Here is a 16,915-nt window from a genome sequence, read left to right on the forward strand (position 1 = left end):
GCGGCCTCATTTCCGCAACAGCCTCAAACCATTCCCCACCACCAGCAAGCTCGCACCGGCATCGGCGAATACGGCCATCCACATGGTGCCCATGCCCATCAGCGTCAGCGTCAGAAAGACCGCCTTGATGCCAAGCGCCAGCGCGATGTTTTGCACCAGCACCGAGTGCGTCGCCTTCGACAGCCGGATAAACAGCGGGATTTTGCGCAGATCATCGTCCATCAGCGCGACGTCGGCGGTTTCGATAGCGGTATCGGTGCCCATCGCGCCCATCGCAAAGCCAATGTCAGCGCGTGCCAGTGCCGGGGCATCGTTGATGCCGTCACCCACCATCCCCACCACCGCCGTGCCCTCAGCCGACAACGAAACAATCGCGTTGAGCTTGTCTTCGGGCAACTGATTGCCACGCGCTTCATCAATCCCGACTTGCTGTGCAATCGCTTCAGCGGTATGCGGGTTGTCGCCGGTCAACATTGCGGTTTGTACGCCCAGACGATGCAACTCGGTAATCGCCTCACGACTGCTGTCCTTCACCGTATCCGCCACCGCGAACAACGCGAGCACCCGCTCGGCGTCGATCAGCATCACCACGGTCTTGCCCTCACGCTCAAGCGTATCGAGCCGTGCTTCAAGTTCAGTTGAACAGCGCCCCAACTCTTCCACCAAGCGATGGTTGCCAAGCGAATACAGCACGCCATCAATCACCCCGCTCACCCCGCGTCCGGCCAGCGCAGTGAAATCTTCAACGGCAAGTTGCAACAGGCCATCGGCCTGGGCGGCCAGCGCAATCGCGCGCGATACCGGATGGTCCGAGCGGCCCGCAAGGCTCGCCGCCAGTGTGCGGCAGCGAATCGAGTCCAGCCCAGCGCCAGCGTCCGCTTCGGTGGTGCGTAGCTCAAACGTGGTTTGCACCGGTTTGCCATGGGTCAGCGTGCCCGTCTTGTCGAGTGCGAGCCATCTCAGCTTGCGTCCCTGCTCAAGATATGCGCCGCCCTTAATCAGGATGCCGTGCCGCGCGGCGGCTGCCAGCCCGCTAACAATCGTCACCGGCGTTGAAATCACCAGCGCACATGGGCAAGCGATCACCAGCATCACCAGTGCCTTGTAGACCCACTCATGCCATGCGCCGCCCAGCAGCAGCGGTGGCAAAACCGCGACCGCCAGCGCAATCGCAAACACCACAGGGGTGTAGACCCGCGCGAACTGGTCGACGAAGCGTTGAGTCGGTGCCTTGCTGCCCTGCGCTTCTTCGACGGCGTGAATGATGCGCGCCAGCGTGGTGTTGCTGGCGACGGCCGTCACGCGATAGTCGAACGAACCGGATTCGTTGATCGTGCCCGCAAAAACTGCATCGCCAGACGTTTTATCGACCGGCAGGCTTTCGCCGGTAATCGGTGCCTGATTCACGCTGGAGCGCCCCGCGACAATTTCGCCATCCAGACCAATGCGCTCGCCGGGCTTCACCCGCACCACGCTGCCCAGCGTGATCGTCTTGAGGTCAAGGCTGCGCCAGCTGCCGTCTGACTGCTGCACGCTGGCCTGTTCGGGCGTCAGTTGCATCAGGCCTTTGATCGCATTGCGGGCGCGGTCGAGCGATTTGGCTTCAATCAGCTCTGCAATCGTGAACAGCACCATCACCATCGCGGCTTCTGGCCACTGCTGCAAAATCAGCGCGCCGGTCACCGCGATGCTCATCAGCGCGTTGATATTCAGGTTGCCGTTGCGCAGTGCCAGCCAGCCTTTACGGTAGGTGGTCAAGCCACAGGCGGCGATTGCGCCCAGCGCCAGTGCGGCTGCCAGCCACGCAGGCGCGCCGAACCAGCTTGCGGCTTCCGAGGCCACTGCGGCAACGCCTGCCAGCGCCAACGGCCACCAGGGCTTGGCGGGCGTGGCTGGGGCGGACAATGACGCGCCAGCGTCGGATATTTCAGGGCTGAAATCGAGTGAACGCAGCGTGGCCAGCACTATTTCGAGCGAATCGGGCGTGTGAACCACGGTCAGCACCCGTTGCATCAGGTTGAAATGCATGCTCGACACTTCTGGCAGACGGCCCAGCCGCTTGCGGATCAACGCCTCTTCAGTAGGGCAGTCCATCTGCATGATGCGAATCGCGGTGCGTACGTTGCCATCCAGAAACTCTTGCGCCGCTAGTTGTTGCAACTGCTCAGGTGCTGGAGCATGCGCATGGTTATGGTCATGCCCCCCGCAGGCGTGATGGGCGTCGTGAGCGTGCTCGTGGGAATGGTTCGCAGCTGCGTGATCGTGTGTTGCGTGATCGTGGTCATGCCCAGCGTGGTCATGCGCTGCGTGGTCGTGGCCGGTGTGATCGTGGTCGTGCGCTGCATGGTCATGTGCCGCGTGGTCGTGCCCAGCGTGGTCATGCCCTTCATGCCCGTGGCCCTTGTTTTGCGTTGTGGCTGCGGCCGGATGATCGTGCGCGCCGCATGCTTCGTCATGGTCATGGCGGGCAACGGGCGAGTGAGTGGCATGGGGCATGGTGGCTTCCTTCAGAGATTTGTGGTCTAGTAGACACCTTGAAGCCACTACAAGGTCAAGGCCCTTCTCCAGGAAACATCATGAAAATCGGCGAATTAGCAAAAATTACCCATTGCACTACCGAAACCATCCGTTTCTATGAGAAAGAAGGCCTGCTGTCTGAGGCCGACCGGACGGAAGCCAACTACCGCAGCTATACGGCGAAGCATGTCGAGCGGCTGCGTTTTATCCGCAACTGCCGCGCGCTCGACATGACCCACGATGAAATCCGCGCGCTGCTCCGGCTAACGGATGCGCCCGCCGATGGCTGCGGGGCGATCAATACGCTGATTGACGAGCACATCACCCACGTCGATACCCGGATCAACGAGTTGCGTCAGCTCAAAACGCAATTAACCACGCTGCGCGAGCAGTGCCATGGCGAACAGTCGGTTGAAGACTGCGGCATCGTCCACGGACTCACCGACATGGAAGTCGCCGCGCCACGCTCACGTCATACGCACCTCGGTTAATGCCTCAATACAGCCATGCCGCCAGCCGCACCACCAGCGGCTGGCGGCATCTGCATCACCTGCCTCATCACACTCATCACACCAATCACCCCATCCAAGCTGGAGAATCAACGTGTTCACCTGTAGAAACCAGTCCTGCGACGCCAAGTGGGAACTCGCCGACGTGCTCATTAAAAATGAAGGCCAAGGGCTGCTGTTCCGCTGCCCGATGTGCGGCGCACGCAATTACGTCGAACGTTTCGATGACGAAGAAGGCAACGTCCTCTACGAACAGATCGACGGCCGCCCGTTCCAGTAAGCCTCTTGCCTCCAACCTATATCCCCATGACCCAGCCCAATCCCGTCCCTGCCACCCCGGCAGCGGACTCCGCTTTTAGCCAGCTTGCGCTGCCGCCCGCCACGCTGGCCAACCTGACGCAACTCGGCTACCACGAGATGACGCCGATCCAGGCCGCCAGCCTGCCGCTCGCACTGGCAGGCCACGATCTGATCGCCCAGGCCAAAACCGGCAGCGGCAAAACCGCGGCATTCGCGCTCGCGCTGCTAGCGCGGCTCGATCCGCGCAGCTTCGCCGTACAAGCGATGGTGCTGTGCCCCACGCGTGAACTAGCCGATCAAGTTACGCAGGAAATTCGCCGCCTCGCACGCGCCGAAGAAAACATCAAAGTGCTCACGCTCTGCGGCGGCACACCAATGCGGCCGCAAACCACCAGCCTGGAACACGGCGCGCACATCATCGTCGGCACGCCAGGGCGGATCATGGATCACCTGGAGCGCGGCGGGCTGGCATTGCAAGGCCTCAAAACACTGGTGCTCGACGAAGCCGACCGGATGCTCGACATGGGCTTTTTCGACGACATCGTGACGGTGATTCGCCAATGCCCTAAAGAACGCCAAACCCTGCTTTTTTCCGCGACCTACCCCGACGGCATCGCCAAACTCAGCCAGCAGTTTCTGCGCAATCCGAAAGAAATCACGCTGACGGAACGGCACGACAACAGCAAGATTCGCCAGCGCTTCTATGAAGTCGTCGAAGACGAACGCTTGCACGCGGTAGGCATGTTGCTGAATCACTATCGTCCGGTGAGCACGCTCGCGTTTTGTAATACCAAACAACAGTGCCGGGATCTGCTAGATGTGCTGCGGGCGCAAGGCTTTCATGCGCTGGCGCTGCACGGTGAGCTAGACCAGCGGGAGCGCGATCAGGTGCTGATCCAGTTCGCCAACCGCAGCTGCTCGGTGCTAGTGGCAACCGACGTCGCCGCGCGCGGGCTGGATATCGCGCAACTCGAAGCGGTGATTAACGTCGACGTCACGCCTGACCCGGAAGTCCACGTTCACCGCATCGGCCGCACCGGGCGCGCCGACCAGGACGGCTGGGCGCTCAGCCTTGCCAGCATGAACGAGATGGGCCGCGTGGGCGGGCTGGAGCAGGCGCAACGGCGCGAAGTCGAATGGCATCCGCTGGCGGAACTCAGCGCGGCCAGCAATGAACCGCTGCTGCCCCCCATGGAAACGCTGCAAATTCTCGGCGGGCGCAAAGAAAAAATCCGTCCGGGTGACGTGCTAGGCGCGCTGACTAAAGATGCAGGATTTTCCAGCGCGCAGATCGGCAAGATCAACGTGACGGAGTTTTCGACTTACGTGGCCATCGAACGCGGCGTGGCCCGCGATGCACTGCGCAAGCTCAACGCCGGTAAAGTCAAAGGCAAGAAGGTCAAAGTGCGGTTGATGGATGAGTAGTTAAACCGTGGCTAACAGCCACGCCCGCACATCAGTTCAGTAGTGAAAAACCGCCCAGGAAATAAACCGGGCGGTTTTTTTCGCGCTAGTCACTAGCCTTCGGTCACCCGTCACGTCACGTCGCGTCACAACGAGTTCGTCTCGACAACCGGCAGCAGGCATACGCTAGCTGTGGCAGAGAACGTGCCCAACCAGCAGTTTGATATGGCCGAACCCAATCGGGCGTGGGTTTCCGGCATCACGTATATCCGCACGGCACAGGGCTGGTTGTATCTCGCGGTCGTGCTGAACCTGTACTCACGCAAGGTGGTCGGCTGGTCGATGGGGTAATCCTCACGCTACAACGAGCCGGCCTCCTACCCATGGATCAGGATCGCCGGGCGCTGGCTCGAACTCGCAGGATTCTCGCCTCATCAGCGCGTCAGAATCGAAGTGCAGGATGGCAGGCTTGTCATCACGACTGTGTGAGCAGATCCTGATATGACAACCCCAGCCAAGGCTGGGGTTGTCATATCAGCTAAAGAAGATGTTTTTTATAACCACATACACGATGAAGCCCATGATGGCTGTGAAGACGATGATGGCCACAATGCGGCTGAGTCGAGTTTTCGTGGCCGAAGAGAAAGGGAAGCTAGACATGTCATCACCATTTAATACCGGTTTTACCCTGATCTACGGAGAAACCACCGCTAACGGCTCCAATGTTTCTGGTATTCCCCAAGTTCAGGCTAGCACCCAATACGGTTGCTGAACCATTACCCGGTGAATACATTAACCCGCCACCAACAAAATCATATGCACCACTCATTCCACCGGCATATTCACCAGCAAAATTATTAACCTGCCCCGGCCTTACCCCTGAGCTATTAAGCCAGCCAGCCGATATTCCTATGCTCGCATTAACAGCATTGGGAACGTTAAGGTTCAGACCTCCACCAAAGAACGCATTCCCATCACGCGTGAACGTCCCCTGACCTCCCCCCGGATAACCGAGCACTTTGGCCTAGAGAGTTCCGGCTTCAAGGTGGGCAAGTCGGAACTCACCCGGAGTCAAATCGCCTAGCGAACTATGCGGTCTGAAGTCGTTGTAATCCTGTCGCCAGCCTTCGATCTTTTCTCGGGCATCGTCCAGTGACAGAAACCAATGCACGTTCAGGCATTCATCCCGAAAACTGCCGTTAAATGACTCGATGAACGGATTGTCCGTGGGTTTGCCAGGACGGGAGAAGTCCAACGTTACGCCATTTTCATACGCCCAGTGATCCAGCGCATGAGAAATAAATTCGCTCCCGTTATCGACCTGTATCCGTTTCGGGGCACCTCGCAGCGCTTTTAGATGTCCCATCGTTGCCACCACATCGGCAGCCTTCAAGGCGTAATCGACGGTAATCGCCAAGCTCTCCCGGCTAAAGTTATCGACCACAGTTAAGGCCCGGATTTTCTGCCCGTTGAACAACTGATCGGCCACGAAATCCATGCTCCAGCACGCATTCACCGTAGAGATTTCGGGGCGCTCCATACGGTGTGCGGCAGCGACACGACGGCGAGGCCGCTTACGCCTCAGGTTCAGCCCCTCTTCACAGTAGATTCGGTAGGTTTTTTTGTGATTGATCAACCAGCCTTCGCGGCGCAGCAGAACGTGAATGCGCTCTACGCCGTAACGTATCCGAGTTTCGGCAATCTCCCGGATGCGCCGGCGCTCGGCACGGTCATCACGTGGGCTCGGCACATAGAAGTACGTGGCCTGGCGTAGCTGCAATAGTGCTGTCGCACGCCGGATACTCACCCGATACGCTTGAATCAAAAAATCAGCCAGCTCGCGCTTACGGGCTGGCTTCACAGCTTTTTTTGCACCACCTCCTGAAGCATTTGCTTGTCGAGGCTTAGGTCGGCCACCATGCGCTTGAGTCGGGCGTTCTCCTCTTCGAGTTGCTTTAGGCGCCGCAACTCCGAAACGCCGAGGCCGCCGTACTTCTTCTTCCAGTTGTAGAACGTGGCTTCGGAAATACCCATCTTCCGACACACTTCTGCCACCGGGGTACCCAGTTCGGCCTGCTTCAGCGCGAACGCGATCTGTTCTTCCGTGTACCTGGATTTCTTCATGCAAACCTCCCGCCCGTCAGGGCTTCAAATTTGCCAGAAATCTCTACTTCTCGCCGCTACGGTTTTTCGGGGGGAGGTCACCCCATAAGACTGCCACTCGGTTCCATCCTGCGGCTGCACTCCCGTCGCCACCCGAACACCTCCCGCTTCAGTCTGGCCATCCACCGTCAGGTTCATCCGTGCCATCTGGTTTTCGATGTCCTGCTCACTGTATTTGCCTCCGCTTCCCTCAGCCAGCTTTCTTGCCAGCGTCTGCGCTTTCGCCTTGCTGTCTTCATGCAACTGCCGGTTAAACCGGTCCACATTCCCCCCAGCAACCGCGCCGGCCAATCTCAGCCGTACAGCGCTGGGTTTGTTTTTTTCAGCTTTTCCTGTCCTTGAACCACGGGCCAAATTTCTCTGGTTCATCGCTTAATATTCCGGCTTTACGCAGATGCTTTGGTAATAACCGGATAAACCAGATTGTTAAGACTATAAAAAGAGGCAAGCCAATTAATAAGATCGCCTTGTTTTCATCAATCTGGAAAGTAAGTCGTAAAATTCCAGCAATTACAAAGGCCCAGCATCCAGCACCAAATAATGAAAATAGTCCAAGCGTCAGGTAAATCTCTACCGTTGCATATAGCCGTCTCCAATTCATTTCTGGTCTCCTGAGCGACGAACGTCATTGATAACCGTCGCGCCCTTAGAGCCCACTCCAAACAACAGAATGCCCTGTGTCGTTCCATAGGGTGCGGCCTGATTAACGAATGGAATCAGAGTGTTGTTGTTCATGCGTGGTACCGTGACGCCGAACATTGAACCCGGACGGTTCAACCCATCGGCAACACCCATCTTTAGTGGAGTTTGTGCTCTCAAAGCCAGAACAGAAGCAGTAAAATTCAGCCCGTCGAATATAGCATTGCCCCACATCGGCGCAAGTTGATTAGTTCCCCAGCGTAATGGATTGACGCCTGGTGAATTAATCCCGTTATAGCGGTTGTATAGCCCATCTGCACCTTCAGCCATATCTCCTACGCCAAAGCCAACCATCCAGGCTCCGCTAGTTGCACAACCAGCCCCGGTCGTTGCACAGATACCAGCCCCCGTATTAGCCGTTACTCCACCGAGTACAACTTTGGCCGTGTCCTTTGCCACACCCACCGGATCGCTCTTCACCGCATCGCCGATTTTCTGCCCCGGCGTGTAGTTGAACAGTCCCGCTTCCTTCTGCCGGTTCACCCAGTCGATTTCCGGCTGCAACTGTGATGCCTCAACCTGGCTGACATAGTTCCTGTTGTATTCGTCGCTGCCCGGCTTGAATTCCGCCCAGCATTTCACCGCAAGACATGCCGCTTTTGTCAGCCGTTCCTCTTCGGCCTTGTCCTTGCCTGCCTTCTTTTCTATTGCGCTTTTCTCATCGTGGTGAAGTTGCCGGTTAAACCGGTCCACATTCCCCCCAGCAACCGCCCCCGCATTCCCGCCCACTGCGGCACCCGCGCCTGTCGCTATCGCGTTCGCCACGATGTTGCCAAGGGCGGTGTTGATGTCAGCACTGCCGGTCGGGTTTGAACCTGCAATTGCAGCACTAATTTCATTCAGCTTGCCCGCTGCAATCGATGCGATCCCGGCACCCGCTGCACTACCAGGCGCGTTTCCACCCGCAAGGCCAGTCACCATTGCCGCTCCCGCCACCTGCATGCCCGCTCGCGCCGTGCCGCCTTCCTTCCACGCCTCCATCCCGGCCTGATCGCCGCTCGCCTTTGCTTCGTCGTACTTCGACTGTGCAAAGTCTCCAATCCGCCGTGATACCGCTTCACCCGCTGCGCTGGCCGCCGCCATCATGTCTGCCTGGCGCTCGAGCAGGTTGTTCACGTCCGGTAGCCTGGCGATCGTGCCGTTTGTGTTCGACGCGTCACGGTTCAGGCTGGTGATGTCCTGTCTCTGGCTGGCTGCATCGGTCACGCTGATCGTGCCCGCGCTGATCCCGCTACGCGTGGTCGCGCTGTCGTTGCCGCTGTCATTCTGGCTCAGCATTGGGGTGCCACCGCCGGTGTTCTTCCCTGAGGTATTGCCATGGGTGCTGTAGTTCGCCCCTCCATCGCCAGTGCTCACGCCTGCGCTGAAGCCGCTGCTCGATGCCTTGTAGTTCGACGTGTTGCTGATATCTGAGAAGGTGAGGGTGCCGGTCGTGAGTGTGTTTTTCGACGCATCAGCACTGCCTGCGAGATAGGCACCGTTCAGACCGGTATGGCCTTTAACGCTGATGTCGAATCCGCCGTCACCGGCCTGAATGCCTGCCTGTTCGTTCACGCCCGCGTAATTGCCACTGGCGTTCGCGCTGGTGTGGCTGAAGCTTGCACTGCCACCGCCCTGGCTGAGCGTAAATCCTCCTCCGCTGCTTTCCTGATGCGCGGCGCTCGACATCGTGTCCTGCACGCTCGCCATGTTCAGGTTGTCGCCAACATTGGCGCTCACCTGGCGGCCGTTGAGGTTCGAGCTAATGATGTTCGTGTCGCCGCCCGAAATGATCGTCGCGGTGCTGGCTGCGCTTACGTGCGTGTTGTTCTGCGTCGCGCTGTCGCTGCGGCCATTACCGTGGGCCTTCGACATCGACGCAGAGATGCCGAAGCCCTGTGTGCCATAGGAGATACCAACGCTTGCGCTGCCAGATTCGTTGCTGCTGCGCGTCGAGATGGTATCGGTGGTGTTCACGAGACTGACCTGATTTTTTGCCGCCAGGATCACGTCGTTCGCGTTCACGTTTGAACCGGCGATTGTCAGGTTGCCGCTGCCCGGCGTGCTTTCACCCTTCGCCACCAACGCGGCCGTGCCGCCTGCCGTCACCTTCGAGCCGCGATGCGTTGTGCTGTCTTCGGCATAAGTGCGTTTGCTGTGGCTGCTGCCGTAACTGAGTTCGATCCTGGCCGAGGGCATTTGTCCGCTGGCCAGTTCGCCCAGGGCCGCGCCAGCCGCGCCTGACGAATCTATCGCACCGCTGGCCGCCGCCATGCCGTGCAGGGCGGCCGCGCGGTTATCCTGGCTGCGGCTCGCCGCATGGGCCTGGTCAACGGTATTGGACACCGCGTCGATCACCGGGGCCTTGAGCGCGAGCGTAAAACCGCTCTGTTTGACTTCGTGTGTCTCGTCGTGGTGCTGCGTGTCGGCAGCAGCGTCAAGCGTGATGTTCGTGCCGGTGCCGGTCAGGTTTTGTGCCGCGACCAGATCGCTGCCCGTGACGTGCAGGTCTTTGCCTGCGCTGAGGTTGAGGTTGCCGCCGAGTGAGCCGACGGTGCTGCTGGTGTGTGTCACCTGTGTGGTGTTCGCGGTGTCAGTCTGCGTCTTGCTGCCCACCGAAATGCCGATTCCACCCCCCGTGCCGAAGCCGGATTCGTGCTTCTGGTTGTAGCCCGAACTGGTTTGCGTGTCCTGCGAGGCGGTGAGGTTCATGTTGCCTGCGGCCGCCAGATTCACGTCGTGTGTGCCCGCGATGGTCGAGCCCTGCACGTTCAGGTTCTTGCCCGCGCTGACGGTCACTGTCTCGCCGGATAGGGTGCTGCCCACGCCGAGGTTCGCCTGCGTGTCCTGCATCGTTTGAGTGGTCGAGCCGTGTACGAAGCTGCCGCGCTTCGATTCGGTCGCGGAGTACGCATCGTGTTCCTCGCGGCTTTCGCTGATGTGGACGTCGCCCGTGGCAGCAATAGTTGCTGCGCCGCTGCCGGCTGCCAGTGAAGAACCGGTGAGCGTGATGTTGCCTTTACCCTGGTCGGTGCTCACGGCCGCGAGTGTTGCGTTGCCGCCTGCGCGGATGTTCGCCCCGATAGTCTGTTCGTCGTAGCGGCGGTCGGTTTGCTGACGGGTTTTGTCGCCGGTGGCGACGTTGCTGTAGGTCGTGGTGTTGGTGACGTTCGTTGCGCTCAGGTTGCCACCGGCGATGGCGGACAAATCGCCACCTGCATTGAGCGTCGCGCCATTGAGCGCCGTGTCGTTGCCACTCTGCAATGCGAGGCTTCCGCCTGAAGTAAGGGCGCTGGTCTGGTGCATCGTGCTGGAGGCTTCCCAGTGATGGTCGGCATTCCTGGTCACCGACTGTGATGTGTCCAACTGCACGGTATCCACCGTGATGTCGTGTCCCGCTGTGATCTGCGCATTGCCGCCTGCAGCGATGCCCGCACCGTGAACCACAAGGTCATGGCCCGCCATCACCAGCAGGTCCCCCGTCGCGGCCATCGTGCCCTGTGCGCCGGGCAGGCTCTGGTTGATCCTGCTCTGGCCTGCTGCCGAACTAACGCCTGCTGTATCCACCAGCGTCGTGTTCACGATGTCATGTCCGGCGAGCACCGCGACGCGGTTGCCCGTGATGCGGCCTGACGCGTTCACCACGTCATGCGTCGCGGAAACCACAGTCGTGCCGGTGTCCGTGCTGCTGCCTATCAAGCCACCCCGGTTCAGGATGCTGGTCGCGGCGAGAACTGTCTGCGTGCCGCCCTTGATAACGCCCGCGTTCATCGCGCTGCCCGTGGCGCGGATCTCCACCTCATCGGCAGCGATCAGCGCTCCGGCCGGCTGCAGGTCATTCGCGTGCGTTTGCGCCAGATACACCACTGGTGCGAGCACCGTCTGCGTCGTGCCATCGGGCAGCGTCACCGTCTGGTTCACCAGCCAGACGATATCGCTGGTGAGCGCTGCCATCTGCGCGGCGCTTAACGCGAGGCCGGGTTGCAGGTTGAATGCCTGCGCAACACGTACCCCACTGTTCATCAGCGCGCGGTATTCGTCCTCGTGGCTGGTGTAGCCCTGGAGATAAACCCGGCCAGTGAGCTGGGTGATCTGGTTGCGTACCTGCCGGGCTTCGTACACGCCATCGCCGAGGCGTTTGATGATTTTAGACGGGTCGAGCCCGAGTGCTCCCAGCATGTAGTCGCTGGAAATGAAGTTTGCGTAGCGCGTGAGGCGGGGGTCAGTAACGACCAGATATGACGCGCTGGGCGCGGAGTTAACGGTGTACAGCCCGCTCGATGGCAGGGTGACCGTCAGTGCGCCGCCGGGTCCGGCGATGGATTGCGGTGCGTTGATGGTCTGTGTCTGCCCGGTGGCCAGATCAACCGTCTGCGTACCTGTGCCGCTGATGCCGCCCACGACGCCATTCGCCCCCAGCGTGCCACCGGTCGCACCGGTGGCTGAACTGGCGGCGGTCACGTTCGTGTTGCTGATATCAGTTGCGCTGATTTTTACAGCGTGGCTAGCGATGATCGTGCCACCTGTGCCGCCAATAGCAACAGGCGTGAGCACCACTGATGGCTGTACCACCGGGCCACGGTCGCGCGCAATGTTCTCGTTCCAGGCGTAGGTCGAAACGATGTCCTGCTTCTGGTGCTGGTACAGCGTCTGGCCAGTGTTGTTGACCAGCGTGCCGCCGTAACTGCCGCTCGCCACATCGCCAGTCGCGTCAGCACTGCCGATCTGGATTGAATCGCCTGCGGCCATCGCGCTGTGCAGGTTGTTCAGTGTGCCAACGTTGGCGAGCACCATCTTGCCGCCCGCGATGATCTGCGCCTGCTGTGCCTGCGGGCCAGTGACCCTGTCCTGCTGGGTGGTGGTGGTCGTGTCGCGGGCAATTTCTACACGCTGGTAGCCCTTGTGGGCGTCGTTGTGTGACGCGTATTCGGTTCCGGGGTCGTAGTTGATGTGCGGGTCGTAGCCGTCCCAGTAGCTGACGCTGAGCGTGCCGTCAGCGTTGGGGGTGAGCGTGTTGTAGTAGATCGTCAGTGGCTGGCCGTTGCGCTGTACGACCAGTGTGCGGTCTACCGCGTTCGGGCCGCTGGTTTTGGTAATGACATCAGTGCTACTGAACGTTTCATTCAGCGGATGGCGGTAGCCGTTGTCCCACATCGCCTGGGTGCAGTAGCCCCTGTCGGCGTTGCCGGTGGTGCAGGCGAGGTATTTGTCGCGTTTGGTCTGGTGAGCGGTCGTCACAGCGGTCGTGACGGTTTCGATGCGGGGTGCGGGGCGGGTGTTGGTCAGCGTCTGTGTGGCGATCTCGATCCTGCCCTGGGCTTCGATGGTGGACTGGTCGTTCGTCACCGAATGTGTGCGATGGGCGAGCACGCCGTTCGCATCGCGTGTGCTGTCTGCGGCGAGGTTGATGTCGCCCAGGCTGAAGAGGTTTGCACCGCCGGTGCTGGTGATCCTGCCCGGCGAATACAGGTTCAGTTGCGAAGCAGCAGCCATCACAGCCGCTGTGCCGCTGCTGGTGATGACCTGGCTGGCGTTCAGCGTAATGGTGTTGCCGATGATCGTTGCGGTGTTGAGCAGCGAGGTGCTGTTCGTCGTCACGCTATCGCCTTCGATGCGGCCTGCGTTAGTAATCGTGTTTAGCGCATTGAGTGTCGTGGTCGAGGCGTTCAGGTGTGCGCCTGCCTGGTTGTCGAGGTTCGTGGCGTTCAGCGTGAGCGCGTTTACCGCACCGAGCGTGCCCTGGTTCGTCAAGCGGCCCGCTGTCGTGAAGGTCAGGTTGTGGTTGGCCTGAATCAGGTTGCTGCTGGTGAGCGTGTAGTCGCCGTTGAGTGTGATGGAACCGTCGTTCCCGGCAATGATCCGGCCGTCGCCGGTAAGCTGGTTTGCCGTGATGGTCAGGTCCTGTTCGCTGCCAATCGCGCCGTTCTGGTTCGTCAGTGTGCCGGTGTGGATGGAGACCGGGCCGCTGTCTGGATGTGCTGCGCTGGCTGATGAAGTTCGCTGATCGTTGCCGATGCGGCCTGCCGTGTTGTCGAGCGTGGCGGTGGTTAGCGTGATCGCGCCGTTGCCGTGGATCGAGCCGCCTGCATTGATGAGCCGCGCATGGGGACCGTTGAGCGTGACGCTGTTCGCGCCGGATAGCGTGGCGCTTGTGTTGTCCGCGAGCTCGGCGATCTCAAGCGTCAGGTCATGGCCGGATATGAGCTGGGCACCGCTGGTGTTTAGCAGCGTGTCTGCGTGCACGCTCACGTCACCATTGCCGCCGATGGTGCCTGCGCCAGCGACGCCGCCTGCGTTGCTGCTCGTGATGGTGGCCGCGCTGAGCGATGTCGTACCCGATCCGGTGTTGGCGATGCGTCCGTTTGTGTTGTCGAGGGCTGTGGCGGTGAGGGTCAGTGTTGACGCTGGGTCGCCTGCAATCGCATTCGCTTCGATCTGTCCGCCGGTGTTGTCGATGGCGTCCTGTGCAGACACGGAGACCGTACCGCTTCCCTGGACCAGGCCTGCGCGGTTATCAAGCGTGCTGGCGGACTGCAGCATCGCTGAGCCGCCTGCGGTGATCGTGCCGTTTGCATTGCTGATGCGGTTGCCCGACACCGATACGTCGCCGTTGCCACCGATCAGGCCATTGGCGGTGTTTGTCAGTGCGTCGCTGGCGGTGACAGTGGTTGTACCGGTGCCGCTGTTCGAGAGGGTGCCGCCATCGTTGGCGAGCGACTGTGCGGTGACCGACAGCGTGCCGTCCGCCTGGATCGTGCCACCTATATTGTTCAGGATGCCTGTACTTGTTAGTGCCACATTTCGTGCACCGGCATAGCCGCCCGCGCGGTTGTCGAGCGAGCCCGTATCAAGCGTTATGTGACGCTGTGCGGCCAGCTTGCCGCCGCGATTCGATACCGCGTCTGCGTGGATTTCGAGTGCGCCGTTGGTTGCCAGCGTGCCGCGGTTGTTTGACAGGGTGCCTGCGGTGACTGACAGCGTGCCGGTGCCAGCACTGCTTAACCTGCCGCCGTCGTTGACCAGCGCCGCAGCATTGAGCGCGAGGTTGTCGCTGTTGCTCTGGAGCGTGCCGGATGTGTTGTCGAGTGTGCCCGCCACGTCGAGGCTCATCGGTGCCGTGCCGGTTTGTGTGATACGGCCACGGTGATTCACGAACTGCGTCGCGCGGAGCGTGAACTGGCTGGCGCTGGTCGTGCCGTCGCTGTGGTCGATGGTCGCGGCATCCAGCGCCGCCAGGTTCCCGGCCGAGAGCGTGCCGCGGTTCGTCAGCGTTGTCCCTGCCGTGACGTTGAGATTGCCGTTCGCCGCCAGCGTGCCGCTGCTGAACAGTGTCTGCACCGCGTGGGCAATCAGCGACTGCACGGCGGTAATCGAACCGACGTTGGCGATTTGTCCGGCCTGTACGGTCACATTGCCGTTGCCGCCGATGGTGCCGCCCGCGCCGCTTGCATCACCCGTGCCGTTGTTCAGCAGGCCGCCAATCGCCAGCGTCAGCGCATCCGCGCCCAGCGCGGCAACATGACCACCGGTGTTGTCGAGTGAACCGGCATTGACAGAGAACGCACCTGCGGCCTGCAGCGTGCCACCCTGGTTCTGCAGGCCATCGGTAGTTGAAACTTCAAGCGTGCTGCCCGAGCGTATCTGGCCGTTGCGGTTGCCCAGTACACCCGCTGTGATGGCCAGCGCACCATCCGGGGACAACACCCCGTTGTCGTTCGTCAGCGTCCCGGCTGCGTGCAGGTTTAGCGCGCCACCTGATGTCGTGGTTGCACCTGACAGGTTCAGATCGCCACCGCTGGCGCGCAGGGCCAGCGTGCCATTGGCCGAGGTGCGGCTGTCCGCGAGATTGAGCGCCGCGCCATTCAGCGCAGCATTCCCACCCGCGGCATTGCGGCCGGTCGCACTGAGTGTGCCGTTGGCTGACAGGTCCAGGTTACCTGGCTGCGAGATGGTTCCGTCGGAGTTAATCCCCGCTCCCAGGGTGCCGCTCGATGAGAGGTGGCCTGCGTGAACCACTGTGTTCTGCCGCGCGGCGAGCATGCCGCTATTTGTCAGCGTGCCAGCGGTGCTGACGCTGAGATTCTGTTGCGCATAGGTGGTGCCACTGTGCTCGATGCCTTCGCGTGCAAAGAGACTGAGATTGCCGCTGGCATTAGCCTGTCCGGCAAGAACCAGCTTGCCTTCGGTGGTCAGCGTTAACTCACCCGCCTGCGCCGCGAGCACACCCTGAGTAGACACCCCAACGCCATGCTCATTGCCAACCAGCATGATCCGGTTCGCGTACATCCCGCCTAACTGGCTCACGTCGATCGAAACACCCAGCACCGGGCCATCACCCGCGATCGCCGTGGCACCGAGCGTGTCGTGATCGACGGCATTTGCCCCCGTGATGACGTTCAGGTTTTTAGCGTAGATCGCCGCGTTCGCCTGCACCGCGCGCGTAATCAGATCGACCTGATCGGTCGCCCCAGCGATCAGCCCCGCACCCTCGATGCGGATATGGCCGCGGCTCACGCTAAAACCCGCAAGCGAGCCATCCGGCGCGAAGTTCGGCGTGCCAGTGCTCAGAATCGCGCGTGACGTGTTGATAAAACCGCCACCATTCACGCTGATACCCGAGCCATTCGCAATCACGACTTCGGCACGCGGGCCAGCGACTTCGAGATACCCGTTGATCTGGCTCGCCGCACGGCTGTTAACCTGATTGACGATGACCCGCGCAGACTGGCCCGGCCCAAAGTTAGGATTCCCGTTGATCAAACCCGCCTGCTGCGTCTGCACGATCACCGGCGAGTTGTTCAGAATCGCACCGCGCCGGGGCACGTCGAACTGGCCATAAGTATTCAGCGACACCCCGGCACCCGAAGGCCGGTTGAGGTTCACCTGGGGCAAGCCGTTTTGCGTTTGTACGACCGACGGCGAATACACCCCACCCGGAACGATCTGCGCGGGCGACCAGACAGGCAGGGTGCCGAGCAGCACGAGCGTAGCCAGTGCGGCAGGACGAAGTGCAAACGTGACTGGCCAATGTCCTGCACCTGAAGTGCCCGCCACGTTTGTCGTCGCATCGTAACAGCCCGTCCTGACTTGCTGCACTTGCTGCACGGTGGCCTGGGTACCTGCTTTAACCACAGCGCGCCCCACTCTCAGACGGCTGAACAGAAGTCGTTTATTGCCTTGTTCCATCTGGTCTCATTCGTTTTACTAATCTTTAATGAGCGGCAATTTAGCGCCAGATGAATCAGAGGATTTGGGTTAACACGCTTTTTTGAGCGAAATACAACGCTTTTAGACAAATCGGATTGCGCTTATCGAGCATTTTATGAATCTGCGCTAGAGCAAGA

At 60.5% G+C, this 16,915-nt stretch carries 10 protein-coding genes and 2 pseudogenes; 5 read left to right on the forward strand and 7 right to left on the reverse strand.

All coding sequences use genetic code 11. The annotated features are described in order from the left end of the window. Positions 1-6: 6 nt before the first annotated feature. Positions 7-2,100 carry a heavy metal translocating P-type ATPase gene (locus tag GH656_RS13445; protein ID WP_246184313.1) on the reverse strand — a complete coding sequence of 698 codons (2,094 nt, stop codon included), beginning with the start codon at positions 2,098-2,100 and terminating at the stop codon, positions 7-9. A 47-nt stretch (positions 2,101-2,147) separates the two neighbouring features. Next, the gene (locus GH656_RS18080) at positions 2,148-2,489 is read right to left on the reverse strand and encodes a hypothetical protein (protein WP_246184270.1); all 342 of its coding nucleotides are present in this window, start codon (positions 2,487-2,489) and stop codon (positions 2,148-2,150) included. Between the two features lie 87 nt (positions 2,490-2,576). Between GH656_RS18080 and cadR the strand changes: the two genes are divergently transcribed. The 5 genes and pseudogenes from cadR to GH656_RS13470 form a co-directional block, all read left to right on the forward strand. Continuing rightward, positions 2,577-3,008 (forward strand): Cd(II)/Pb(II)-responsive transcriptional regulator, encoded by a 432-nt coding sequence (cadR, locus tag GH656_RS13450; RefSeq protein ID WP_153076401.1) that lies wholly within the window; start codon positions 2,577-2,579, stop codon positions 3,006-3,008. A gap of 112 nt (positions 3,009-3,120) precedes the next feature. Continuing rightward, positions 3,121-3,306, forward strand: coding sequence for a hypothetical protein (locus tag GH656_RS13455; protein WP_153076402.1), 186 nt, complete (start codon positions 3,121-3,123; stop codon positions 3,304-3,306). Positions 3,307-3,332: 26 nt separating this feature from the next. Continuing rightward, positions 3,333-4,751 (forward strand): ATP-dependent RNA helicase DbpA, encoded by a 1,419-nt coding sequence (dbpA, locus tag GH656_RS13460; RefSeq protein WP_153076403.1) that lies wholly within the window; start codon positions 3,333-3,335, stop codon positions 4,749-4,751. A 138-nt stretch (positions 4,752-4,889) separates the two neighbouring features. After that, a pseudogene (locus tag GH656_RS18085) lies at positions 4,890-5,075 on the forward strand (DDE-type integrase/transposase/recombinase); the annotation flags it as partial. Positions 5,076-5,102: 27 nt separating this feature from the next. Further along, positions 5,103-5,219, forward strand: a pseudogene (locus GH656_RS13470) (SymE family type I addiction module toxin); the annotation flags it as partial. Positions 5,220-5,394: 175 nt separating this feature from the next. On the opposite strand, the gene GH656_RS13475 reads toward GH656_RS13470, so the two are convergent. The 5 genes from GH656_RS13475 to GH656_RS13495 form a co-directional block, all read right to left on the reverse strand. Then, positions 5,395-5,748, reverse strand: a complete 354-nt coding sequence (locus GH656_RS13475; RefSeq protein WP_153076404.1) for a hypothetical protein — start codon at positions 5,746-5,748, stop codon at positions 5,395-5,397. Positions 5,749-5,754: 6 nt separating this feature from the next. Next, a protein-coding gene (locus GH656_RS13480) for an IS3 family transposase (protein WP_425495843.1) occupies positions 5,755-6,854 on the reverse strand; the annotation gives its coding sequence in 2 pieces (ribosomal slippage) (positions 5,755-6,593 and positions 6,593-6,854; 1,101 coding nt in all). 24 nt (positions 6,855-6,878) lie between these two features. Further along, a complete protein-coding gene (locus GH656_RS13485; RefSeq protein WP_153076405.1) occupies positions 6,879-7,157 on the reverse strand; it encodes a hypothetical protein in 279 nt (92 codons plus the stop codon). Positions 7,158-7,215: 58 nt separating this feature from the next. Beyond that, positions 7,216-7,494 carry a hypothetical protein gene (locus tag GH656_RS13490; protein WP_153076406.1) on the reverse strand — a complete coding sequence of 93 codons (279 nt, stop codon included), beginning with the start codon at positions 7,492-7,494 and terminating at the stop codon, positions 7,216-7,218. Next, positions 7,491-16,757 (reverse strand): hemagglutinin repeat-containing protein, encoded by a 9,267-nt coding sequence (locus GH656_RS13495; protein WP_217352255.1) that lies wholly within the window; start codon positions 16,755-16,757, stop codon positions 7,491-7,493. Before GH656_RS13495 ends, GH656_RS13490 begins: the two co-directional genes overlap by 4 nt. Positions 16,758-16,915 lie beyond the last annotated feature (158 nt).

This window comes from Paraburkholderia bonniea, assembly GCF_009455625.1.
Taxonomy (GTDB): Bacteria; Pseudomonadota; Gammaproteobacteria; order Burkholderiales; family Burkholderiaceae; genus Paraburkholderia; species Paraburkholderia bonniea.